The organism is Flavobacterium sp. R1_16 (assembly GCF_057652095.1).
Genome location: NZ_JBYFCG010000001.1, coordinates 460,405 through 484,739 on the forward strand (window position 1 = coordinate 460,405; position 24,335 = coordinate 484,739).

Sequence of the window (24,335 nt, forward strand, 5' to 3'; positions counted from 1 at the left end):
AAAACCTAATTATTTGAAGGATTTTAGTTTAAAGTGGTAAAACTTATTAACAAAGTGGGATTTTGTGGTAAAATGTGGTAATTATTTTTATATTTTTGCTTCAATCATTTTAATATTAAGATTCTTGGATTCTATTGTTGGAACATATGAATGTAAAGTCGATGCTAAAGGAAGGCTGTTATTGCCTGCTCCTTTAAAAAAGCAATTGACTCAATCACTTCAAGACGGCTTTGTTTTGAAGCGTTCTGTTTTTCAGCCATGTTTGGAGTTATATCCAATGAAAGAATGGAATTTAATGATGCAAAAAATCAATAAGCTCAATCGATTTGTAAAGAAGAATAATGATTTTATTCGTCGTTTTACTGCTGGTGTAAAAGTGGTTGAAATTGACAATTTAGGACGATTACTTATTCCTAAAGACTTGGTTTTATTTTCGACTATTTCAAAAGATGTGGTATTGTCTTCTGCGGTTAATATTGTTGAGATTTGGGATAAAGACTTATATGAAAAAGCGATTGATGATTCGGTGATAGATTTTGCTGATTTAGCAGAAGACGTAATGGGAAATGTAAATGATGATGGTGATGGAATATCATAATCCAGTCTTGCTTCACGCTTCTGTTGATGGCTTGAATATTAAACCTGATGGAGTATATGTGGATGTTACATTTGGTGGAGGCGGACACTCTAGGGAAATTTTAAGTCGTTTGGGGCCAACTGGAAAATTGTTTGCTTTCGATCAAGATGAAGACGCTCTGGCAAATGAGATTGTTGATGGCAGATTTATTTTGATTAACGAAAATTTCAGATACATAAAACGATTTTTGCGATTTTACGGAGTTAAAAGCGTTGATGGTATTTTGGCTGATTTAGGGGTTTCTTCTCATCAGTTTGATGTTGCAGAAAGAGGATTTTCTACTCGATTTGATGCAGAGTTGGATATGAGAATGAGTCAAAAAAACGAATTAGATGCTTACAAAGTGATTAATGAATATGATGATGCTAATTTGAGAAGAGTTTTTTTGGATTATGGGGAATTAAAAATTGCTCCAGCATTAGCAAGGACAATTATCGAAGCCAGAGAAAAAAAAGCGATTAAAACCACTGAGGAGCTAAAGATTGTTTTGTCGAAATTTTTGCCTGAACAATTTAAAAATAAAATTCTAGCACAAATCTATCAAGCGATTCGAATACAAGTAAACCAAGAAATGGACGTTTTAAAGGAATTTTTGGAGCAATCTTTAGAAATTTTAAAAACAAGCGGGCGACTAAGTGTCATTTCGTACCATTCTCTTGAGGACAGATTGGTAAAGAGATTTATAAAAAACGGAATGTTTGAAGGAGAGCCAGAAAGAGATTTTTTTGGAAATTTTTCGGTTCCATTTAAAACAGTTGGGAAGTTGATTGTTCCAGATGCCGATGAAATCAAAATGAATAATAGAGCTCGCAGTGCGAAGTTAAGAATTGCCGAAAAGATTTAGAAATGAAAAATGGAGTTTACAGCATATTAAAAGCAAGATTTCTTATCAACGAGGATGCTAATGCGGCAAAAAACTGGCGGTTTATACTCTTTTTAATAACACTGGCGATTATCATGATTGCAAATACGCAACGATACGAACAAAAAGTATTCAGGATTGTAGCGTTAAACAATGAAGTAAAAGAGTTGCGTTCTGAGTTTGTAGACAGACGTTCTGAATTAATGAAATTGAAAATGGAATCTACGGTTTCAGAAAAAATGGAAGCCAAACAAATTTTTCCGTCTGCGGTTCCTCCAACAAAGATTAAAGTAAAAAAGATAGAAGAAAAAAATTTCTTCAGTAAAGTTAAAGCACTATGGCAGTAGAAGACAAACAGATATCATACAGGATTTATCTAGTGGCTGTTGTCATGTTTTTGATGGCTGTAGCAATTACCATAAAGTTGACAAATATTCAATGGGTGGAAGGGGATTTTTACAGAAAATTAGCCAAAGAACGTACGGTGAAAAATTTTGTAATTCCAGCCAATAAAGGGAATATTTATTCTGCTGATGGTAGTTTGCTTGCAACATCAATTCCAAACTATACCATCCGATTTGATGCTGTGGCTCCAAAATCAAAAGATTTTAATAAAAATGTCAGAGCGCTTTCGGATTCTTTATCAATGTTACTCGGAAAGCCATCAGATAATTTTGAACAAGGGTTGAGACAAGCTCGTACTTCTGGGAATAGATATTTTCTCTTGGCCAGAGATTTGAGTTTTACGCAATACATGAAGATTAAAAGTTTTCCATTATTTAATCTGGGTGCGAATAAAGGAGGAATTATTACCGAACAGAAAACCGTGCGCGAACATCCCATTGGTAAAATTGCCGAAAGAACTATTGGCTATGAAAGGACAACACCTGAGGGTTTACCTGACGGAAAAGGAATTGAATGGGCCTACAGAAAGTATTTGAACGGTAAAGATGGGAAAATCTTAAAGCAAAAAATTGCAAAAGGACAATGGAAACCCATTCGTGATCTAAACGAAGTGGAGCCTCAGGACGGTTATGATGTTATCTCTACCATAGATGTCTACATTCAAGATATTGCGCATCATGCCTTACTAAAACAATTGGAGTTGTATGATGCCAATCACGGTTGTGTTGTAGTTATGGAGACCAAAACTGGTAAGGTGAAAGCTATTTCTAATTTAGGGAAAGATGCCGATGGCTCTTATTATGAAACAACGAATTATGCTATTGCAGAATCGCATGAGCCTGGCTCAACATATAAATTAGCCGATTTGGTAGCCCTTTTAGAAGATAAAAAAGCAGATACTAGTACTGTATATGACAGTCATGGTGGAACAATTATTTACTCTGGAAAAAAGGTTCGTGATTCTCATGACGGTGGTTATGGTAAAATTTCATTAGCAAGAGGATTTGAGGTTTCATCTAATACTGTGATGGTTCAAGCAGTGTATAACAATTATAAAAACAATCCTTCTCAGTTTGTTAACCATTTGAACAATTTTGGATTAAATAAACCTTTAGGTCTTCCTATTAAAGGCGAAGGGAAGCCATACATTCCGCAACCAAGCGATAAAAATTGGTCGAACATTTCACTTCCTTGGATGGCTTTTGGTTACGGGGTATCCATAACACCATTGCAAACCCTAACATTTTACAATTCGATTGCCAACAACGGCGAAATGGTAAAACCGCAATTTGTTTCAGAGATTAAAGAGAGGAATAAAACCATTAAAAAATTTGATAAAGAGGTAATTAATCCTAAAGTATGTTCTAAAGAAACATTATTGAAGGTACAAGCTGTTTTGAAGAATGTTGTCAAAAAAGGAACAGCATCAAAATTATACACTAAAGATTTTCCAATGGCAGGGAAAACAGGTACTGCCCAAGCTAACTATAATAGAAAAGATGGCACCGAGAAGCATTATATCTCGTCATTTGTGGGGTATTTTCCAGCAGATGAACCCAAGTATTCTTGTATAGTTGTGGTTCACGAACCTAATACTTCTAATAATAATTATTACGGAGCTGATGTCGCTGGTCCAGTTTTCAAAAGAATTGCCCAAAAGATTTTTACTGATGCTCCTTCAACAAATGAAATAAAGAATTTGAATAAGAAGAATCCTCAGCAGGAGCAAAACTATAGTAAGTATTATGCTAAAGCACAGCAAAAACAAAATACGATTCCTAATGTTAAAGGGATGCCAGGTATGGATGCTGTTGCTTTACTTGGAAATTTAGGGTTAAAAGTAAAAATAACAGGTGTCGGAAAAGTAAAAACGCAATCCATTCAGCCTGGACAGAGCTTAGACAAAAAAGCAGTAATTATACTTGAATTATCGTGATTATTCTTAAAGACATATTATATAAAGTTGCTATCGAAGCCGTGATGGGTTCTACGGATATGACCATTCGTAAAATTGATTTTGATTCAAGAAAGATTGGTGCTAAAGATGCTTTTATAGCCATAAGAGGCACCGTATCTGATGGTCACGATTTTATAGACAAAGCAATCCATCAGGGTGCTGTAGCCATTGTCTGTGAGGTATTCCCAGAAAATATAGCAAGTGGAGTAACGTATATAAAAGTAAAAGATGCTAATACTGCCTTGGCTTTCATGGCAGCAAATTACTACGAAAATCCTTCGCAAAATCTCAAATTAATTGGCATAACAGGGACTAATGGAAAAACAACTGTTGCTTCTTTGCTGTATCAATTATTCAAAAAAGCAGGATTTAAGGTAGGACTTCTCTCTACTGTGAAAATTTTAGTAGATGAAAAAGAATACAAAGCAACTCATACAACACCAGATTCAATAACAATCAATCATTATTTGAGAGAAATGATAGATGAAGGGGTTGAATATTGTTTCATGGAAGTCAGTTCTCATGGTGTACATCAAAAAAGAACCGAAGGCTTGCATTTTGCCGGAGGCGTTTTCACTAATTTATCACACGATCATTTAGATTATCATGCCACTTTTGCAGAGTATAGAGATGTAAAAAAATCATTTTTTGATCATTTAACAAAATCAGCTTTCGCATTATCTAACATTGATGATAAGAACGGATTACTGATGTTGCAAAATACAGATGCAAGAAAGCTAACCTATGCTTTGAAAACCTATGCTAATTATAGAGCCCAAATTCTAGAAAATCAATTGACTGGTTTGTTGCTTAAAATTAATGACAACGAGGTTTGGGTACGTTTAATAGGCACATTTAATGCTTACAATTTACTAGCTATTTACGGAACAGCAATAGAATTAGGGCTTGACCATTTTGAAGTGCTACGATTGTTATCAGAATTAGAAAGTGTTTCTGGACGATTTCAGTTCATTGTTTCTAACCAGAATATCACTGCTATAGTGGACTATGCACATACACCTGATGCTTTAGAGAACGTGCTCAAAACTATAAATGATATTAGAACCAAAAATGAACAATTGATTACCGTTGTAGGTTGTGGTGGCGATAGAGACAGAGCAAAAAGACCTATAATGGCGAATATAGCTTCAACATTGAGTGATAAAGTAGTAATTACTTCGGATAATCCTAGAACAGAGAGTCCAGAAGCTATTATTGACGAAATGGAAAAAGGGGTTGAGCCTCAAAATTATAAAAAAACAGTTTCTATTACAGACCGAAAACAAGCCATTAAAACAGCTTGCCAATTGGCGCAACCCAATGATATCATATTGATAGCTGGTAAAGGTCATGAGACTTACCAAGAAATTCAAGGTGTTCGCCATCATTTTGATGATATGGAAGTGGTAAAAGAAATGTTAGAGCAAATGCAGAAATAACAAAAGAGTAACCAACAAGAAACCAACTAAATAAACCAAAAATATATGCTGTATTATTTATTTGAATATCTATATAAAACACTCAATGTTCCGGGAACAGGGGTCTTTCAGTACATTACGTTTCGTTCGGCCTTGGCTGTAATTTTATCGTTAATGATTTCTACCATTTACGGAAAGAAGATTATTAATTTTCTTAGGAAACAACAAGTAGGAGAAACGGTACGTGAGCTAGGCCTTGAAGGTCAGACTCAAAAGGCAGGAACGCCAACAATGGGTGGGTTAATCATTATTATTGCCACTTTGATTCCAGTGTTATTGTTGACCAAATTGAATAATATCTATATAATCCTTCTCATAGTTACAACACTTTGGATGGGAACTATTGGTTTCATCGATGATTACATTAAAATTTTCAAAAAAGATAAAGAAGGTTTAAAGGGGATTTTTAAAGTAATTGGACAGGTTGGCTTGGGGTTAATAGTTGGTTCAGTCCTATACCTACATCCTGGAGTCACTCTACGTAAAGAAAAATTAAAAACGATTGCTATAAATCAAACAGAGAATGTAATTTCTCCAGTAGCAAAGGAAGAAAAATCAACCGCTACAACCATTCCGTTTTTTAAAAATAACGAGTTGGATTATGCCGAGTTATTGGCATGGACAGGTGAAGGATATCAAAACTGGGCTTGGATTGTTTTTATTCCAATTGTGATATTCATTATTACAGCAGTTTCTAATGGTGCTAACTTAACGGATGGTATCGATGGTTTGGCCGCAGGAACTTCAGCCATATCTGTAGTTGCATTAGGGATTTTTACGTTTGTCTCAGGTAATATAATTTTCTCCAGTTATCTCAATATAATGTACATCCCAAACTCTGGAGAAATGACCGTTTTTATCGCTGCATTTGCAGGAGCATTAATAGGATTTCTTTGGTATAATTCCTATCCAGCATCAGTTTTTATGGGCGATACGGGTAGTTTGACTATTGGAGGAATTATAGCGGTTTTAGCTATTTCAGTTAGAAAGGAATTGCTTATTCCGTTGTTGTGTGGAATCTTTCTTGTCGAAAATCTATCGGTGGTGTTGCAAGTTAGTTATTTCAAGTTCACCAAAAAACGATTTGGAGAGGGAAGAAGAATTTTTCTCATGTCTCCTTTACACCACCACTATCAAGTGAAAGGGTATCATGAAAGTAAAATTGTAACTCGTTTTTGGATTGTAGGAATCCTACTAGCCATCCTGTCTATAGTTACACTAAAATTAAGATAGATGCAAAGACTTGTTATTCTAGGTGGTGGAGAAAGTGGAGTAGGAACAGCGATACTTGGGAAAAGGAAAGGATACGATGTATTTGTATCTGATTACGGAAAAATAAAAGATAATTATAAAGAAGTTCTTACAATTAATGGAATCAAATGGGAGGAAGAGACCCATACGGAAAATAAGATTTTGAATGCAGATATTGTCATGAAAAGTCCCGGAATTCCCGATAAATCAGGAATAGTAAAGAAGATAAAAGAAAATAACATTCGAATAGTTTCTGAAATTGAATTTGCTGCCTCATTTACAAACGCAAAGACAATAGGAATTACTGGTAGTAATGGTAAGACAACAACAACAATGTTGACCTATCATTTATTAAAATCGGCAGGACTAAATGTAGGATTAGGAGGAAATATCGGTAAGAGTTTTGCTTGGCAAGTAGCTGACGACAAGTACGATTATTACGTGTTGGAATTAAGTAGTTTTCAACTAGACGGAATTTTTGATTACAAACCTCATATTGCCGTTATAACGAATATAAGTCCAGACCATTTAGATCGATACGATTACAAATATGAGAATTATATAGCATCAAAATTCAGAATTACAATGAATCAAACCGAAAGCGATTATTTCATCTATGATGCCGATGATGAAGCAATTGCTGAATGGTTAAAAAATAACAAAACTAAAGCCCAATTAATTCCTTTTTCATTAACTAAAACTTTCGAAAAAGGAGCATTTTTAAAAGATAACAAAATGGAAGTAAACATCAACGAAGAAGAATTTATCATGGAAACAGAGTACATCGCACTAGAAGGTAAGCATAACCTTAAGAATGCGATGGCAGCGACATCTGTAGCCAAATTGATGCACATCAGAAAAGAGACAATCAGAGAAAGTCTATCCAATTTTCAGGGTGTAGAACATCGATTAGAGAAAGTGTTAAAAATTCAAAATGTCCAGTACATTAACGACTCTAAGGCTACAAATGTAAACGCAACATTCTTCGCTCTAGACAGTATGAATACCCCAACTGTATGGATAGTTGGAGGTGTTGATAAAGGAAATGATTATACTGAGTTGATGTCGTTGGTCAATGAAAAAGTAAAAGCAATAATTTGTTTGGGTGTTGATAATAAAAAAATAATCGATGCTTTTGGTAACATCGTTGATGTGATGATTGAAGTCGATTCTATGAATGATGCTGTGAAGATGGCGCAACGTCTATCCGAAAAAGGCGACACGGTACTATTATCACCAGCTTGTGCCAGTTTCGATTTATTCGAAAATTACGAAGACAGAGGAAGACAATTTAAACATGCCGTTCAAAATTTATAAATAATCATGAAACAACTAATAAACAGTTTAAAAGGAGATAAGGTGATTTGGTCATTCGTGGCCTTATTGGCTTTGTTTTCGTTTATGCCTGTTTTTAGTGCAAGTAGTAATTTGGCCTATATTGGTCATGGAACGGGAAATACTTTAGGTTATCTAGTTAAACATTTGGCACATATCTGTATAGGGTTTCTAATTATTTATTGGATACATAAAGTTCCGTATCATTACTTCAAAGGAATTTCGATTATTGCCTTACCTATTGTTTGGGTTTTGTTAGGTTACACTCTAATCAAAGGAACTGTGATAGCAGGAGCAAATGCTAGTAGATGGATTCAAGTGCCCTTCATAGGTATAACTTTCCAAACATCAACATTAGCGACCATTGTTTTATTGATTTTTGTAGCGAGATATTTATCAAAGAAACGAGATACAGCTATTACTTTCAAATCTTCACTATGGGAGCTATGGTTGCCTGTATTTATAACATTGATGTTTATTTTACCAGCTAATTTTTCCACTTCCGCACTTATTTTTTCTATGGTTTTGATGCTCGCTTTTGTGGGCAAATATCCCCTAAAATATATTGGCATTGTAGTAGGTGTTGGAGTCATTGGTTTAACATTTTTCATACTCTTAGCTAAGGCTTTTCCGGATGCTTTTCCAAACCGTGTTGATACATGGATTTCAAGAGTAGAAAATTATGTTAGTGATAAACCTGATGAAGATGATTATCAAATAGAAAAAGCAAAAATTGCTATAGCCTCAGGAGGATTACAAGGATTAGGCCCTGGAAAAAGTGTTCAAAAAAATTTCTTACCTCAATCCTCATCTGATTTTATTTATGCCATTATTGTTGAAGAATACGGATTGATTGGAGGCTTAACCGTTTTAGGATTATATCTACTTCTCTTTTTTCGATTTATAGTCGCAGCACACAAAGCTAACACGGTTTTCGGTAAATTGGTAGTGGTGGGATTAGGTTTTCCAATGATATTTCAAGCGTTGATAAATATGGGAGTAGCAGTTGAATTACTACCAGTAACAGGTCAAACGCTACCTCTAATTAGTAGTGGAGGAAGCTCAATCTGGATGACTTGTATTGCATTGGGAATTATAATTAGTGTGACCAAAAAAGAAGAGGAGATCGCTCAAGAAAAAGCTGAAAAAGAGAAGAGAGACGAAATACTTCAAAGAATGATTGATGAACAAATTGCTAGAGAAGAGGCTTTTGAAGAACAGCAATTTTCTATTGAAGATAAGACTACAAACCCGATGGATGCGGTAATCAATAAAAAATAAGATTTAAAATGAGAAAATTAAAATTCATATTAAGCGGTGGTGGAACAGGAGGACATATCTATCCTGCAATTGCTATTGCAAATGAATTGAAATCTCGTTTCCCCGATGCAGAAATTCTTTTTGTTGGAGCTAGTGACAAAATGGAAATGCAAAAAGTGCCTCAGGCGGGGTATAAAATTGAAGGACTGTGGATTGCGGGTTTGCAAAGAAAGGTAACGTTTCAGAATGCAATGTTTCCATTCAAGCTAATGAGTAGTTTGTGGAAATCTAGACAAATCATAAAGAAATTCAAGCCAGATGTGGTTATTGGAACAGGAGGCTTTGCAAGCGGACCATTATTGCAAGTGGCTAACAGCTTTAACATTCCAACGGTGATTCAAGAACAAAATTCTTTTCCGGGCATTACCAATAAATTGTTGAGTAAAAAAGCCAATGCCATTTGTGTTGCTTATGACAATTTAGAGCGATTTTTTCCAAAAGAGAAGATTGTTTTTACAGGAAATCCTGTGCGTCAGGATGTATTAGACAGCGATAGCAAAAGAGAAGCTGGGATTAAGCATTTCAATTTAGACCCAAATAAAAAAACACTTTTAATTCTTGGAGGAAGTCTTGGTGCGAGAAGACTAAACCAATTGATTGCAAAAGAATTAGATTTTCTTTTAGAAAGTGGTGTGCAAGTTTTTTGGCAATGTGGTAAATTGTATTTCGATGAATATCAAAAATATAATAGTAAAAGCCCCGCCTCTGGAGGGGTTGTGGAGGCTGTTCAAGTAGTTTCGTTTATAGATAGAATGGATTTGATTTATGCCGTAGCCGATTTTGTGATTTCTCGTGCTGGAGCGTCGTCAGTTTCAGAGTTGTGTTTGGTAGGAAAGCCAGTTATTTTCATTCCATCTCCAAACGTGGCAGAAGATCATCAAACCAAAAACGCAAAAGCTATTGTAGATAAAAAAGGAGCAATCCTCTTAAAAGAAAGCGAATTGGATACCAAGTTTGAAACCACATTTTCAGAGTTGATTTCTAACGAAAGTTTACAAAAAGAATTGAGTCAAAATATAAAGAAATTGGCCAAGCCAAATGCAACAAAAGATATTGTTGAGGAAATAATTAAGTTGATAAGATAATATATTTAAAATGAATCTAAACCAAATACATAACGTCTATTTCATCGGAATTGGTGGCATCGGAATGAGTGCTTTGGCGCGTTATTTCCAAAATATTGGTAAAAACGTTTCTGGCTATGACAAAACACCAACTACACTTACCGATGAATTGATTGCTGGAGGAATGAACATTCATTTTGAAGACAGTATTGGTTTAATTCCAAAAGACTATTATGTAGAGAATACTCTTGTTATTGTAACACCAGCAGTTCCAGTGTCGCATTCGGAATGGAATTATTTCATAGAAAGAGATTATGTGGTAAAAAAACGAGCAGAAGTGCTCGGAATAATAACCAAAGATACTTTTTGTTTTGCAGTAGCTGGAACACACGGAAAAACCACAACTTCGAGTATTTTAGGACATATTTTATACGAAAGTGGTGCCGATGTTACCGCTTTTCTAGGCGGAATAGTTGAGAATTATCATTCGAATTTAATAGGAAGTGGAAAAACAGTTACTGTGGTTGAGGCTGATGAGTTTGATCGTTCCTTTTTGCACCTCCATCCCGATATTGCCTGTGTTACATCAATGGATGCGGATCATTTGGATATCTATGGAGACGCAACAGCAATACAAAATACATTTAAGGAATTTGCAGATAAAGTAGCTGATAAAACGAAACTATTTGTTCCAAAAGGTCTTGATTTGGAGGGATTGACCATTGCGGTTAATGAAGAAGCAACTTTCAAAGCATATAATATTAGAATAGAGAACAGTAATTATGTTTTTGATGTAGAAACACCATCAGAGACAATCAAAAATATCCATTTCGGATTACCCGGAAGACACAATTTAATGAATGCTTTAATGGCTTTAGCGATGGCTAAAACTTTTGGCACCCCAACCGAGTCCATCGCTAAAGCCTTAGCTTCATTTAAAGGAATACAAAGAAGATTTTCGTATCAAATTAAGTCAGACAAACTAGTTTATATTGATGATTATGCACATCATCCAACCGAAATTAATGCAGTGCATCAAGCGGTCAGAGAATTGTATCCTAATCAAAAAGTTTTGGCAATTTTTCAACCACATTTGTTCAGTAGAACCAAAGATTTTGCAGATGATTTTGCGAAGAGTTTATCAGCATTTGATGAAATCTTATTGTTGGATATTTATCCAGCTCGAGAGTTGCCAATGCAAGGCATAAATTCGCAATGGCTATTGGAAAAAATAACCAATACCAACAAGCAATTAGTGTCAAAAACAGCGCTAATACCAAAAATTTTGGAAACAGATGTTAGAATAATTGTAACCATTGGCGCTGGAGATATTGGAGAATTAGTTAAATCTATTAAAGCAGCTTTAAATGAAACTCTTTAGTTGGGCAAATATCAGATTACTGCTAATGTTTGCGTTAGTTATTTTCCTGTTTTCGTTTACTTCTAAGAGAAATGAAGAGCGAAAATTAGCCAAATCGGAAGTGATTTTTTTGAATGATAGTGTCACATTTATTAAACATGGAATGGTTAATAAATTGTTAATAGAAAATAAAAGAGATGCCTCAAGCATTCAAAAAGATAAATTAGATTTGAACAAGTTGGAGAAGTCCATAAATAGTAATCCAATGATTGAAAAATCTGAGGTTTTTGTGACTATTGATGGGGTTCTAAAAGCTGTTGTAAAGCAAAAAACGCCTATAGCTAGAGTTTTTAATGATAACGATTCTTTTTATATTGACTATCAAGGAAATATAATGCCGTTATCAGATGAATTTACAGCAAGAGTTCCAATTATTTCTGGTGAAATCAATAAGGAAAATAAGGACAATTTAAATAGATTGTTACAGTTTGTTTGCAAAGATGATTTTTTAAAAAAGAATATCATTGGGATACAAATTTTGCCAGATGGAAGTCTAAAAATGACGAATAGAAATTTTGATTATGAGATTGAATTTGGAAAAATTGTGAATGTAGAACGCAAATTCAGTAATTATAAAGCATTTTTTCAAAAAGCCGTTTCGGACAGTTCATTACAGAAATATAAAAAAATTAATTTAAGGTTTATACAACAAGTAGTTTGTTCGAAAGGATAACTATTTGAAATCAAAAAAAACAAAAAGTGTTGATTTTGTGTCAAACAAATTAAGAAGATAGCATGGAAAAAGAGAATATTGCAGTAGGTTTAGACATTGGGACTACCAAGATTGTTGCCATGATTGGTAAGAAAAATGAGTACGGCAAGTTAGAAATTTTAGGAGTTGGAAAATCCAAAAGTTTGGGTGTGGCTCGTGGAGTTGTAAATAATATTACACAAACTATTCAATCTATTCAGCAAGCAATTTATGATGCAGAAAACAACTCAGGCTATAAAATAAAAGATGTTGTTGTAGGAATAGCTGGGCAACACATTCGTAGTATTCAACATAGCGATTATATCAGTAGAGAAAATTCGGAAGAAGTTATTGGTGGTAAGGATATTGATTTGCTAATCAATCAAGTACATAAATTAGCCATGCTTCCTGGTGAAGAAATTATACATGTTTTACCTCAAGAATTCAAGATAGACGGTCAATCTGATATAAAAGAACCAATCGGAATGTACGGTGGTCGCCTAGAAAGTAGCTTTCATGTTGTTGTGGGTCAAGCAGCATCGATTAGAAACGTTGGTAGATGCATACAAAGTTCAGGGATTGAATTGTCAGGTTTGACTTTAGAGCCTCTTGCTTCAGCAGATGCAGTTTTGAGTCAAGAAGAAAAAGAAGCAGGTGTAGCTTTAATAGATATAGGTGGAGGGACAACCGATTTAGCTATTTTCAAAGATGGTATCATCCGTCATACAGCGGTAATTCCTTTTGGAGGAAACGTCATTACTGATGATATCAAAGAAGGTTGTTCTATTATCGAAAAACAAGCAGAATTATTAAAAGTAAAATTTGGTTCCGCTTGGCCAGGAGAAAATAAAGACAATGAAATCGTTTCTATTCCTGGACTAAGAGGAAGAGAGCCTAAAGAAATTTCATTAAAAAACCTCTCTAAAATCATCCATGCTAGAGTGGTAGAAATTGTTGAACAAGTATTTTCTGAAATAAAATCGTACGGACATGAAGACCCTCGCAAAAAATTAATTGCAGGGATTGTCTTGACTGGAGGAGGAGCTAATTTGAAGCATATCAAGCAATTGGTAGAATACATCACGGGTATGGATACTAGAATTGGATATCCTAACGAGCATTTGGCAGGAAATTCTGATGAAGAATTTTCAAGTCCGCTTTATGCTACAGCAGTTGGACTAGTGATGAACAGTATTGAAAACAAAACACAAAGTGCTGTAAAATTAGAGACAACAACGGTTCCAGAAAAAGTAACCTTCAAACAAGATCGTGTATTTGAACCATTCAATATTCCAAATGTAACCGAACCTCCAACATTTGAAAAAGTAGAAGAAAAAATACCAGAAGTTAAAGAAGAAGTAGAGGAAGTAGTTATCAAATCAGAGTCAACAGAAAATAAAATTAGACGTTCCTTTTTTGATAAATACGTAGACAAGATTAAAGAATTTTTAGATAACGCAGAATAAGGGTAAACCTTGACAAAAATAAAATAAGAATATCAAAAACCAATAGTATGACAAGCAACTCAGATTTTGGAAGCATTTCATTTGATTTACCAAAAAACCAATCTAATGTGATTAAAGTGATTGGAGTAGGTGGTGGCGGAAGTAACGCCATTAATCACATGTTCAAACAAGGAATAAAAGGTGTTGATTTTATTGTTTGTAACACTGATTCTCAGGCATTGCAGAATAGCGCTGTTCCAAACAAGATTCAATTAGGTGTAACCCTAACTGAAGGTTTGGGTGCTGGAGCCAATCCTGAAATAGGGCAACAGTCTGCAATTGAAAGCATCTCCGATATAGAAAAGATGTTAGATACCAATACTAAGATGGTATTTATCACTGCTGGAATGGGTGGCGGAACAGGAACAGGAGCTGCACCAGTAATTGCTCAATTGGCAAAAGAAAGAGGTATTCTTACCGTTGGTATCGTGACGAAACCATTTCAATTTGAAGGTAAAGTAAGATACGAACAAGCATTGCAAGGTGTTGATAAATTAAGAAAACAAGTAGATTCTCTCATCGTTATTAATAATAACAAATTGAGAGAAGTATATGGAAATCTAGGTTTTAAAGCAGGATTTTCTAAAGCAGATGAAGTTTTAGCTACTGCATCACGCGGAATAGCTGAAGTTATTACACATCACTACACACAAAATATTGACTTAAAAGATGCTAAAACAGTATTGTCTAATAGTGGAACCGCTATCATGGGTTCTGCTACGGCTATTGGTGCAAACCGTGCTAAGGAAGCTATAATTGCCGCATTAGACTCTCCACTTTTGGATGACAATAAAATTACAGGAGCTAAAAACGTATTGTTGCTTATCGTTTCTGGTTCAAATGAAATTACTATAGATGAAATTGGTGAAATCAGTGATCATATTCAAGCTGAAGCTGGTTATAATGCTAATATTATCATGGGAGTTGGAGAAGACGAAACTTTAGGAGAATCTATTGCAGTTACAATTATTGCTACTGGATTTAACATCGAACAACAAAATGAAATTGTAAACACGGAACCAAAAAAGATAATTCATTCTCTTGATAGTGAACAAAAATTAGAGCGAGATTTAACGAATAAAGCGGTCGAGTCTTTCAAGCTGAATACAGAAATTACAGAAACAAAAGCTGATGAAAAAATCGTTTTTGAACTCATAGAAGATGAAGTGTCAACGGTTCAAGAGCCTATAATCAACGAAAATGAATTAGTGATTATCTCTGAATTTATTAAAAATCTTGACGTTACTTTCGAGATTGTAACTCCTGAAAAACCAATTGATTTTGTAATTTCAAATTCTGAGACTAAAGATGTAAGAGAAATTAAAGTTGTAGATCATGTTGTTGTTAAAGAAGAAATAGAACAAACCACTTTTACATTCGATTTGCCAATAACCAAAACAGAAACAGTTGATGAAAATAAAATACTTTTTGAGTTAACTAATGAAACCAAAAACATTACTGTTAACGATCCTGTTCAAATGGTTCCTATGACAGAGTTGAGTGAAAAAGGGGTTATCAAATATTCTTTGGAGGATTACATGGAAGTCGAAAACGATTTGCTAAATTCAAAACCAATAGATAAAAAAGAAGGAGAGCCAGTAGCAGAGGAGTTGAATATAACCATGAAAAAAGTTGAGCAAGTTTCTAATTTTTCATCTGCTTTTGAAGAAGTTTCACCAGTGGAAATGACTATCGAAGAAACCTTACGATTAAGAGCAGACGAGAGAAGAAGAAAGTTGAAAGATTTTAATTATAAATTTCACAACAATCCATCTCGTTTAGACGAGTTAGAAAAAGAACCAGCATACAAACGTTATGGTATTGATATTACTAATAATCAAGCTACTAATACTACTTCTCGAACTTCATTAGGAACAGATAGCAATAATGATACACAATTGCGTTCTAATAATTCGTTTCTTCATGACAATGTAGACTAACTAACTATAATAAATCCCTATAACCCGAAAATTTCTAAGAAGTTTTCGGGTTATTTTTTTATCTTCGCAACACTTTTTTGAACAGAATTCAGATTCAATTCAAAAAATAAATTTCAAATAAATTTTTTAAAAAATAGAGATATGAGTTTATCTGCCCAAATCACGGACGAAATCAAAATTGCCATGAGAGCTAAAGATACTGTTGCGCTGGAGGCATTAAGAGCTATTAAATCGGAACTATTGTTAGCTCAAACAGCATCAGGTTCAAAAGATGAAATTACCGCCGCAGAAGAGATTAAATTGCTTCAGAAATTGGTAAAAACAAGAAAAGATAGCGCTAAAATTTTTACGGAACAAAACCGTATGGATTTGGCTGAGCCAGAATTAGCACAAGTTGCAGTTATCGAAAAATTCTTACCAGCACAATTAAGTGAAGCAGAGGTAGAAGCGGTAGTTGCTAAGATTATTGCTGAAACAGGTGCTTCTGGAATTGCATCTATGGGTAAAGTGATGGGTTTAGCCTCAGCACAACTAGGCGGTACTGCTGAAGGGAAAACCATTTCTGCAATAGTGAAGAAATTGCTGGTTTAGATTTTAGAGAATAGAGTATAGACTTAATTTTCTAAACAACGAAATGTTAGTCTTTTCTCTTTGTTCTATTTTCTTTTCAAATAATGGCTGCGTAGTTCAACTGGATAGAATATCAGATTTCGGCTCTGAGGGTTGGGGGTTCGAACCCCTCCGCGGTCACAAGAAAATACCTGCTACAATAAGACATTTATTTAGGTCTTTTAGCAGGTATTTTTATAATCAAATTACATCTTTTTAATCATTTAGTATAATGGAAGATATTGCAATTTTATTTGGTGTTTTATTCTTCCTAATTCTAATAGGTTCTTTTCTGCTTTATTTTTTCATGTTTCTAGTAAGTTTACTAGATGATATTTGGATAGCTGTTTTTAATCGTCCTATTTATGTTCATCTTTATTTGTTTCCAAAAAAGATTTCTGAAGGGGAACAATTTATACTTCGTCAAAAGTTTATTTTTTATAACCAATTAAGCGATAAGCAAAAACAATATTTTCATCACAGACTAGCATCTTTCAATACAACCTATCAATTTATTCCAAGAGGCGATTTTCAGATGAATAAAGAAGCACAAACTTTAATTAGTGCGACTTATATAATGCTCACTTTTGGGATGCGAAAATATCTAGTAGATGTTTTTGATAAAATTATTATTTATCCAGAAGAATATTATTCAAATCATAGTGAACAATATCATAAAGGAGAGTTCAATCCTATGATGAAAGCAGTTGCTTTTTCGTGGAAACATTTTGAAGAAGGATATCAGACTGATAATGATAATTTGAATCTTGGCATACATGAATTTGGTCATGTCATTCATCATCACAGCTTGAGGAATAACGATGGTAGTTCTTTATTGTTTAAAAAGTATTATGAAATCATAATGGAAGAAGTAAATCATCCGCCAAATAAACAACGTTTAATAGATTCAAAGTATTTTAGAATTTATGCGTACACCAATCAATTTGAATTTATTTCGGTTATCATTGAACATTATTTCGAAACTCCTAAACAATTTGAAATAGAATTTCCAGAGTTGTTTTATAATGTTGCAAAGATGTTGAATTGTGAAAGAATTGGAATGTATAACTAATCAAGTTTCTTATAACAAACTTCAAGTGCAAAATGTGATAGAAAAAGTATGTTGATTTTAAGGGATAAAGAATGTTAAATCAATTTAAAGTCATGACTATCTGAAAACAAGTTAATTAACATATAAATTGTTGATAAAATAAATTGGATATTAGATAAATAACCGTACATTTGAGTTCATCAAACCAACCTACAATTTAAATGCCATGGAGTATGTATTCCTCTTCTTTTGCTTCTTAATGGTGATTTATGCAATTGGGTATATTTTAAAAGAAATAGCTAACTTTTAGTAAAACACATTCTTTTAATTTTTAGCATTATTTTTTCTTCTTGGTTTTTTTCAATCAGTCTAAAGTAGATACAAAAATACTTCATAATCAGGACTGACATACGTCATGTTTTATGTTTTTTTAACGCAATACATTTGGGATATTCTAAAAAGCGAAGTTATGAAAAATAGAGTTCCCGTGTCAGCAATAATGACCAAAAACGTCATCAAACTAAGAATCACTGATGATTTAACCAAAGCTGAAGAGCTTTTTAAAAAAAATAAAATAAGGCATATTCCAGTTATGAATGGGAATAAAATTATTGGTATGCTAAGTTATACCGATTTGTTGAGAATATCCTTTGTAGATGCAGTAGATGACGACGCAGAAGTGGTGGACACAACGGTGTATAACATGTTTACTGTAGAGCAGGTAATGGCGAAGAAATTAATTACAATTTCACCAGAAACTACTATTAAAGAAGCAGCAGAGATTTTATCTCAAAAAGAATTCCATGCATTACCCGTTTGCACCGGAGATTTATTGGTAGGTATTATAACAACAACGGATTTAATAAAATATTTATTAGAACAGTACCATTAGAGTGTAGCTATTTTCTTTAAATCGGAAATAGTTTTTGTTGGATTTTCAGCCTTAAAAACAAAACTACCAGCTACTAAAACATCAGCTCCAGATGATACTAATTGTTGGGCGTTTTTATTGGTTACACCTCCATCAATTTCTATAAGTGTGGAGGCATTTTTTTTAATTATTAAATCTTTCAATCTTTCAATCTTTGAGTACGTATTTTCTATAAACGATTGCCCACCAAAACCAGGATTAACACTCATAATGCATACCAAGTCAATATCGTTGATTACATCTTCTAATAAATCTATATTGGTATGAGGATTCAAAGCTACACCAGCTTTCATTCCTTCGGTTTTTATCGCTTGAAGTGTTCTGTGAAGGTGTGTACAGGCTTCATAATGAACCGTGAGTATATTTGAACCCAATTGTGCAAACGTTTTAACGTATCGGTCAGGGTCAACAATCATTAAATGAACATCAATTGTTTTTTTTGCGTGTCTTGTTATTGCTTCAAGAACAGGCATTCCAAAAGAAATATTAGGAACAAAAACACCATCCATAATATCAATATGAAACCAGTCGGCTTCACTATGGTTAATCATTTCAATATCACGTTGTAAATTAGCAAAGTCTGCTGCTAAAACTGATGGAGCTATTATAGTATTCTTGCTCATGATGAGTCTTTTTGATTTTGAATCGCAAAAGCGATTGGTTATTAGAGTTGTTTCGACAAATATAAATATAAAAAAACAAAACTCCGGTAATCAGCCGGAGTTTCAATCATCAATCAAAAAACGAACAGTTAATCAGACTGTTGTTGCGGTGTATAGGATTATCCTAAATATGTTTTTAATATTTTACTTCTAGAAGTATGTTTTAATCTACGTATTGCTTTTTCTTTGATTTGGCGCACACGTTCACGTGTTAAATCGAAAGTTTCTCCAATTTCTTCCAATGTCATTGGATGTTGATCGCCTAATCCAAAATATAAGCGTACTACATCAGCTTCTCTTGGTGTTAATGTTTCTAATGAACGCTCAATTTCTGTACGTAATGATTCGTGAATTAATTCTCTATCTGGATTTGGAGATTCACCTGAACGTAAAACGTCATAAAGGTTAGAATCTTCTCCTTCAACAAGTGGTGCATCCATGGATAAATGACGACCAGAATTTTTCATGGATTCTTTTACGTCATTAACCGTCATGTCAAGTTCTTTTGCAATTTCCTCAGCACTTGGTGGACGCTCGTTAGATTGCTCTAATAAGGCGTACATTTTGTTGATTTTATTGATAGAACCAATTTTGTTTAATGGTAAACGGACGATACGAGATTGCTCTGCCAAAGCTTGCAAAATCGATTGACGAATCCACCAAACGGCATAAGAGATAAATTTGAAACCACGAGTTTCATCAAAACGTTGCGCTGCTTTTATCAAGCCTAAATTTCCTTCGTTAATTAAATCGGGAAGGGTTAGACCTTGGTTTTGATATTGTTTAGCAACAGAAACTACGAAACGTAAATTGGCTTTGGTCAATTTTTCCAAAGCGCGTTGGTCTCCAGCTTTTATACGCTGCGCTAATTCTACTTCTTCGTCAGCAGTGATAAGGTCAACTTTTCCAATTTCTTGTAGGTATTTGTCTAAAGAAGCAGTTTCACGATTGGTTACCTGCTTGGTTATTTTGAGTTGTCTCATGTAGTTTTTCTCCTTTTCTTTAAAGTGTTCAGGTGGTTATACGTATGGAGTTGTAAAAAAGTTACAAAGAAATGTATAAAAATTAAAGCCTATTTAAAATTTCTTTAAATAGGCTTTAAATATATGGGTTAATTTTATTTTTTATAAGGTTCTGGTGCCTGTCCAAGTGCCGTTTTCTGATTCAATATTTTGCCATGTGCCACTTATATTATTGCCATTTACAGTACCCGAGAAGGTGCCTCCTTCAAAATGACCATTTACTTGATTATTGATGACCTCACCCTCAAGTCTAATAGAATAAATATCGTCGTTAGGTTTTGCTAATCCATTAATTTCGTTTTCTATAACGCAGAGATTTAGAGTTCCGGTAGCATCTCCTGAATAGGTTCCCTGATAACATTTTACTAGATGTTCGGAATCCTCTTTAACTACAGCGATTGTAGAATTAGGATGACCACTAATTATAATGCTAGATACATAAGGATTACTTCCGTCTGCTGAAACATTAAAATCAAATGACATTGTCCCACTTGTAAAAGTTAGTCCAGTTATGTATTGATTTTCTGACACACTTTCTATAGTTGTAAAATTGTAAGTAACACCGTCAATAACTACAGTTGCAGAAATAGTACCATCGTTATTAATGTTAATTAAAACATTTCCGGTTGATCCAACAAATACTCCTTTGTATATGCCATAATTACTTGAATCATATGCAGCTTTAGCCATGGGCGTATTGGAAAGAATAGGACTTGATGAGGAGTTATCATCTTTTGAACATGAAATAAAAAATAGTCCCATACAAATTAAAGTGATAAATTTTTTCATAACAAATTGGTTTACAGTTAATAATGAGAATAAATTTACAATAAAATCTATAAGAATCAAAGTGTATTTAAATGAATTATTTTTCACTACTATAAAAAAACCCGATTCATTACTTTGAATCGGGTTTTTTTATAGAACAAAAATATATTATTTTCTGTCATCTCTTCTAGGACCTCTATCGTCTCTTCTTTCAGGACGAGGTCCACGATCTTCTCTTGCAGGAGCGTTCTCATCTCTTGGAGGTCTGGGTAAAAGTGCTTTTCGAGACACTTTTTCTTTTCTAGTTTTTGGGTCAACGCCCAAGTATTTCACTTGGAATACATCCCCCATATTCACAACGTCAGAAACATTTTCAGTTCTTTCCCATGCTAATTCAGATACGTGTAATAAAACTTCGTTTCCAGGTGCCTCTGTGTATTCTACAACAGCACCAAAATCTAACATTTTAATTACTTTTACTTCGTAAGCTTCGCCAACAACTGGTTTGAAAATGATAGAATCAATTTTTGCCAATACCGCTGCGATTCCGTCTGGATTGGTTCCAAGAATTTCTACTACACCTTGTTCGTCAACTTCATTAATTACAATTGTTGTTCCTGTAGCTTTTTGCAATTCTTGAATTACTTTTCCACCAGGACCAATCAAGGCTCCAATATAGGCTCCAGGAATTGTTCTAGTAATGATTTTTGGAGCGTGTGCTTTTACTTCTGCTCTAGGAGCTGCAATAGTTTCAGTGATTTTTCCTAAAATGTGCATTCTACCTTCACGAGCTTGACCTAAAGCTTGTTCCATAATGTCGTATCTTAATCCTTCAATTTTGATATCCATTTGACAAGCCGTAATTCCGTCTTTAGTTCCAGTAACTTTAAAATCCATATCTCCTAAATGATCTTCATCACCTAGGATATCTGATAGAACTGCAAATTTTTCACCATCAGTGATTAATCCCATTGCAATTCCTGAAACTGGTTTTGTCATTTGAACTCCAGCATCCATCAAAGCCATTGTTCCAGCACAAACAGTTGCCATAGAAGAAGAACCATTTGATTCTAAAACTTCTGAAACTACACGAATCGTATAAGGACAATCGGCAGGAATCATGTTTTTTAAAGCACGTTGTGCTAAGTTTCCGTGACCAACTTCTCTTCTTGAAGTTCCTCTCAAAGGTTTGGCTTCTCCTGTTGAAAATGGTGGAAAATTATAATGTAAATAGAATTTTTCTTCTCCTTGTTCAGATGGGGAATCAATTTGATTCGCTTCTCTAGAAGTTCCAAGAGTTACTGTTGCTAACGCTTGAGTTTCTCCACGAGTAAATAATGACGAACCGTGAACAGATGGTAAATAATCAGTTTCGCACCAGATTGGTCTGATTTCTGTAGTTTTTCTTCCGTCAAGACGAATTCCTTTTTCAAGGATAACATTACGAACAGCTTCTTTATTTGTTTTATAGAAATATTTACCAACCAAACCCGCTAAGTCAGCATTTTCTGCATATTCCTCTTCGGTAAATAAAGCTTTACACTCTTCTTTTACGGCAGCAAATTTTTCTCCTCTTTCACTTTTTCCTGAAGCTTCTTGTGCAATTGCATAACATTTGTCATAAGCAGCTGCTTTTACTTTTTTATAAACGGCTTCGTCTTCTACTTCACCTTCATACGCTCTATATGCAGGCGAACCTACAGCTTCACGTAAACGTTGTTGTGCTATGATTTGAGTTTTGATAGCTTCATGAGCAAATTTGATAGCTTCTACCATTTCTGCTTCTGAAATTTCTTTCATTTCTCCTTCAACCATGGCTACAGAATCTAATGAAGCACCAATCATCATGTCGATGTCCGATTGTTCTAATTCTGCTCTGCTTGGATTGATAACTAATTTTCCGTTGATACGTGCAACACGCACTTCAGAAATTAGATTGTAAAAAGGAATGTCTGAAACTGCTAATGCTGCAGAAGCTGCTAAACCAGCTAATGCGTCTGGCATTACATTATCATCGTGCGACATCAACTGAATCATTACTTGTGTTTCAGCGTGATAATCGTCTGGGAAAAGTGGACGCAAAACACGGTCAACCAAACGCATGGTTAGTACTTCACTATCGCTTGGACGTGCTTCTCTTTTGAAAAATCCACCAGGAAATCTTCCTGCAGCAGCAAATTTTTCACGGTAATCTACCGTTAAAGGTAAAAAGTCAACACCTGGGTTTGACGTTCTTGCTGATACTGCTGTTGCTAACAACATACAATCTCCTAAACGTACAACAACCGATCCGTCTGCTTGTTTAGCTAATTTACCTGTTTCAATGGTGATGATTCTTCCATCTCCTAAATTAATACTCTCTTGAGTTACTTTTGGAATCATAAAATTCTTAATTGATTAAACAATGGGTTTTAGTTGTGTTGTAGTGTTGTTTGTAGTAGTTGTTGTCTAAAACCCAATGAAAAACCAAACTTTTTTCTGCAATATATGTAAAACAAAAAGAGGCGCGTGAGCACCTCTTTTTAATTGATTATTTTCTGATATTCAATTCTTTGATAATTTCACGGTATCTGTTGATGTCTTTTTTCTTCAAGTAATCAAGCAAAGCTCTTCTTTTACCTACTAATAAAACTAACGAACGCTCTGTATTGTAATCGTGACGATTTTTTTTCAAGTGTTCAGTCAAGTGTGAAATTCTATGAGAGAATAATGCAATCTGACCTTCTGCAGAACCTGTATTTTCTGCTTTTCCTCCGTGTTTAGCGAATATTTCCGCTTTAACTTCTTTAGTTAAGTACATGCCAATATTATTTTAAATGATTTTTATGTATGCTTACATCTATTGTAAGACGGTGCAAAAGTAATACTTATTTTTAGAATTACAAGAGAAAATTGTATTTAAACAATTAATTGATAATTTGTTAAATGGCAGGCTTCTTTTTCTAATATAATTTTGCAATTTCTTGATTTACAAACTCTAAAAATCGTTCGTCATCTTCTGTAAAAGGATTTAGAACACTAGAATCAATATCAATTTGACCAATATTTTTTCCGTTAACGAATAAAGGGATTACAATTTCAGATTGTACAGATAGGCTACACGCTATATAATTATCTTGAGCCTTGACGTCAGGAACTACAAAGTTTTGATTAGAAACGGCTACTTGTCCACAAATTCCTTTACCGAAAGGAATAACAGTATGGTCTGTTGAAGCTCCAGCATAAGGGCCTAAAATTAATTCTTCTTTTTCTCCGTTTCGAAAATAAAAACCTACCCAATCATAATAATCAATACTATTTTTTAAAAAAGTACAAATCTCAAGTAATTTTTCGTCTCTTGTGATGGATTTCTGATTTAGAATTTCTTGAATTTTTGGTTGTAATGTCTCGAATTGCATAGTTTACTCTTTTTATTGAACAAAAGTAG

At 34.1% G+C, this 24,335-nt stretch carries 22 protein-coding genes and 1 tRNA gene; 17 read left to right on the plus strand and 6 right to left on the minus strand.

All coding sequences use genetic code 11. The features are described from left to right. Window positions 1-124: 124 nt before the first annotated feature. The 17 genes from mraZ to AC23L6_RS02120 all read left to right on the plus strand — a co-directional run bounded on the left by mraZ (window position 125) and on the right by AC23L6_RS02120 (window position 18,417). Window positions 125-598, plus strand: coding sequence for a division/cell wall cluster transcriptional repressor MraZ (mraZ, locus tag AC23L6_RS02040; RefSeq protein WP_487560633.1), 474 nt, complete (start codon window positions 125-127; stop codon window positions 596-598). Beyond that, a complete protein-coding gene (gene rsmH / locus AC23L6_RS02045) occupies window positions 573-1,481 on the plus strand; it encodes a 16S rRNA (cytosine(1402)-N(4))-methyltransferase RsmH (protein ID WP_487560634.1) in 909 nt (302 codons plus the stop codon). The genes mraZ and rsmH overlap by 26 nt, the downstream gene beginning before the upstream one ends. Before the next feature lie 2 nt (window positions 1,482-1,483). After that, on the plus strand, window positions 1,484-1,846 hold the full coding sequence (locus tag AC23L6_RS02050; protein WP_487560635.1) for an FtsL-like putative cell division protein: 363 nt from the start codon (window positions 1,484-1,486) through the stop codon (window positions 1,844-1,846). Continuing rightward, on the plus strand, window positions 1,837-3,840 hold the full coding sequence (locus tag AC23L6_RS02055; protein ID WP_487560637.1) for a penicillin-binding protein: 2,004 nt from the start codon (window positions 1,837-1,839) through the stop codon (window positions 3,838-3,840). Before AC23L6_RS02050 ends, AC23L6_RS02055 begins: the two co-directional genes overlap by 10 nt. After that, a complete protein-coding gene (locus AC23L6_RS02060) occupies window positions 3,837-5,300 on the plus strand; it encodes a UDP-N-acetylmuramoyl-L-alanyl-D-glutamate--2,6-diaminopimelate ligase (protein WP_487560638.1) in 1,464 nt (487 codons plus the stop codon). Before AC23L6_RS02055 ends, AC23L6_RS02060 begins: the two co-directional genes overlap by 4 nt. A 45-nt stretch (window positions 5,301-5,345) precedes the next feature. Beyond that, complete coding sequence (mraY, locus tag AC23L6_RS02065; protein WP_487560639.1) at window positions 5,346-6,572, plus strand: phospho-N-acetylmuramoyl-pentapeptide-transferase; 1,227 nt, start codon at window positions 5,346-5,348, stop codon at window positions 6,570-6,572. Next, window positions 6,573-7,907, plus strand: a complete 1,335-nt coding sequence (murD, locus tag AC23L6_RS02070) for a UDP-N-acetylmuramoyl-L-alanine--D-glutamate ligase (RefSeq protein WP_487560640.1) — start codon at window positions 6,573-6,575, stop codon at window positions 7,905-7,907. A gap of 6 nt (window positions 7,908-7,913) precedes the next feature. Next, complete coding sequence (locus AC23L6_RS02075; protein WP_487560641.1) at window positions 7,914-9,206, plus strand: FtsW/RodA/SpoVE family cell cycle protein; 1,293 nt, start codon at window positions 7,914-7,916, stop codon at window positions 9,204-9,206. Window positions 9,207-9,214: 8 nt separating this feature from the next. Then, complete coding sequence (gene murG / locus AC23L6_RS02080) at window positions 9,215-10,330, plus strand: undecaprenyldiphospho-muramoylpentapeptide beta-N-acetylglucosaminyltransferase (RefSeq protein ID WP_487560642.1); 1,116 nt, start codon at window positions 9,215-9,217, stop codon at window positions 10,328-10,330. A gap of 10 nt (window positions 10,331-10,340) precedes the next feature. Further along, window positions 10,341-11,690 (plus strand): UDP-N-acetylmuramate--L-alanine ligase, encoded by a 1,350-nt coding sequence (gene murC, locus AC23L6_RS02085; RefSeq protein WP_487560643.1) that lies wholly within the window; start codon window positions 10,341-10,343, stop codon window positions 11,688-11,690. Continuing rightward, complete coding sequence (locus tag AC23L6_RS02090) at window positions 11,677-12,402, plus strand: cell division protein FtsQ/DivIB (RefSeq protein WP_487560644.1); 726 nt, start codon at window positions 11,677-11,679, stop codon at window positions 12,400-12,402. The genes murC and AC23L6_RS02090 overlap by 14 nt, the downstream gene beginning before the upstream one ends. A gap of 62 nt (window positions 12,403-12,464) precedes the next feature. Then, on the plus strand, window positions 12,465-13,886 hold the full coding sequence (gene ftsA / locus AC23L6_RS02095) for a cell division protein FtsA (protein ID WP_487560645.1): 1,422 nt from the start codon (window positions 12,465-12,467) through the stop codon (window positions 13,884-13,886). Window positions 13,887-13,933: 47 nt separating this feature from the next. Then, complete coding sequence (ftsZ, locus tag AC23L6_RS02100) at window positions 13,934-15,865, plus strand: cell division protein FtsZ (protein WP_487560646.1); 1,932 nt, start codon at window positions 13,934-13,936, stop codon at window positions 15,863-15,865. Window positions 15,866-16,006: 141 nt separating this feature from the next. After that, window positions 16,007-16,456: a GatB/YqeY domain-containing protein gene (locus AC23L6_RS02105; RefSeq protein ID WP_487560647.1), complete on the plus strand. Its 450-nt coding sequence runs from the start codon at window positions 16,007-16,009 to the stop codon at window positions 16,454-16,456. An 85-nt stretch (window positions 16,457-16,541) separates the two neighbouring features. Beyond that, window positions 16,542-16,615, plus strand: a tRNA-Arg gene (locus AC23L6_RS02110). Window positions 16,616-16,706: 91 nt separating this feature from the next. Further along, entirely contained in the window at window positions 16,707-17,546 is an 840-nt protein-coding gene (locus AC23L6_RS02115; RefSeq protein WP_487560648.1) for a zinc-dependent peptidase, read from the plus strand. 448 nt (window positions 17,547-17,994) lie between these two features. Further along, window positions 17,995-18,417, plus strand: coding sequence for a CBS domain-containing protein (locus tag AC23L6_RS02120; RefSeq protein ID WP_487560649.1), 423 nt, complete (start codon window positions 17,995-17,997; stop codon window positions 18,415-18,417). On the opposite strand, the gene rpe is transcribed toward AC23L6_RS02120, so the two are convergent. From rpe to AC23L6_RS02150, 6 genes are all read right to left on the minus strand, one after another. Further along, window positions 18,414-19,079 carry a ribulose-phosphate 3-epimerase gene (gene rpe, locus AC23L6_RS02125; RefSeq protein WP_487560650.1) on the minus strand — a complete coding sequence of 222 codons (666 nt, stop codon included), beginning with the start codon at window positions 19,077-19,079 and terminating at the stop codon, window positions 18,414-18,416. The genes AC23L6_RS02120 and rpe overlap by 4 nt on opposite strands. 158 nt (window positions 19,080-19,237) lie before the next feature. Beyond that, window positions 19,238-20,101 carry a sigma-70 family RNA polymerase sigma factor gene (locus AC23L6_RS02130; RefSeq protein WP_007804760.1) on the minus strand — a complete coding sequence of 288 codons (864 nt, stop codon included), beginning with the start codon at window positions 20,099-20,101 and terminating at the stop codon, window positions 19,238-19,240. Window positions 20,102-20,242: 141 nt separating this feature from the next. Continuing rightward, window positions 20,243-20,929: a hypothetical protein gene (locus tag AC23L6_RS02135; RefSeq protein ID WP_487560651.1), complete on the minus strand. Its 687-nt coding sequence runs from the start codon at window positions 20,927-20,929 to the stop codon at window positions 20,243-20,245. 147 nt (window positions 20,930-21,076) lie between these two features. Next, window positions 21,077-23,290, minus strand: a complete 2,214-nt coding sequence (locus AC23L6_RS02140) for a polyribonucleotide nucleotidyltransferase (RefSeq protein ID WP_487560652.1) — start codon at window positions 23,288-23,290, stop codon at window positions 21,077-21,079. A 148-nt stretch (window positions 23,291-23,438) separates the two neighbouring features. Further along, the gene (gene rpsO / locus AC23L6_RS02145) at window positions 23,439-23,708 is read right to left on the minus strand and encodes a 30S ribosomal protein S15 (protein ID WP_487560653.1); all 270 of its coding nucleotides are present in this window, start codon (window positions 23,706-23,708) and stop codon (window positions 23,439-23,441) included. Between the two features lie 142 nt (window positions 23,709-23,850). Continuing rightward, a complete protein-coding gene (locus AC23L6_RS02150; protein ID WP_487560654.1) occupies window positions 23,851-24,306 on the minus strand; it encodes a GAF domain-containing protein in 456 nt (151 codons plus the stop codon). Between the last annotated feature and the right edge of the window lie 29 nt (window positions 24,307-24,335).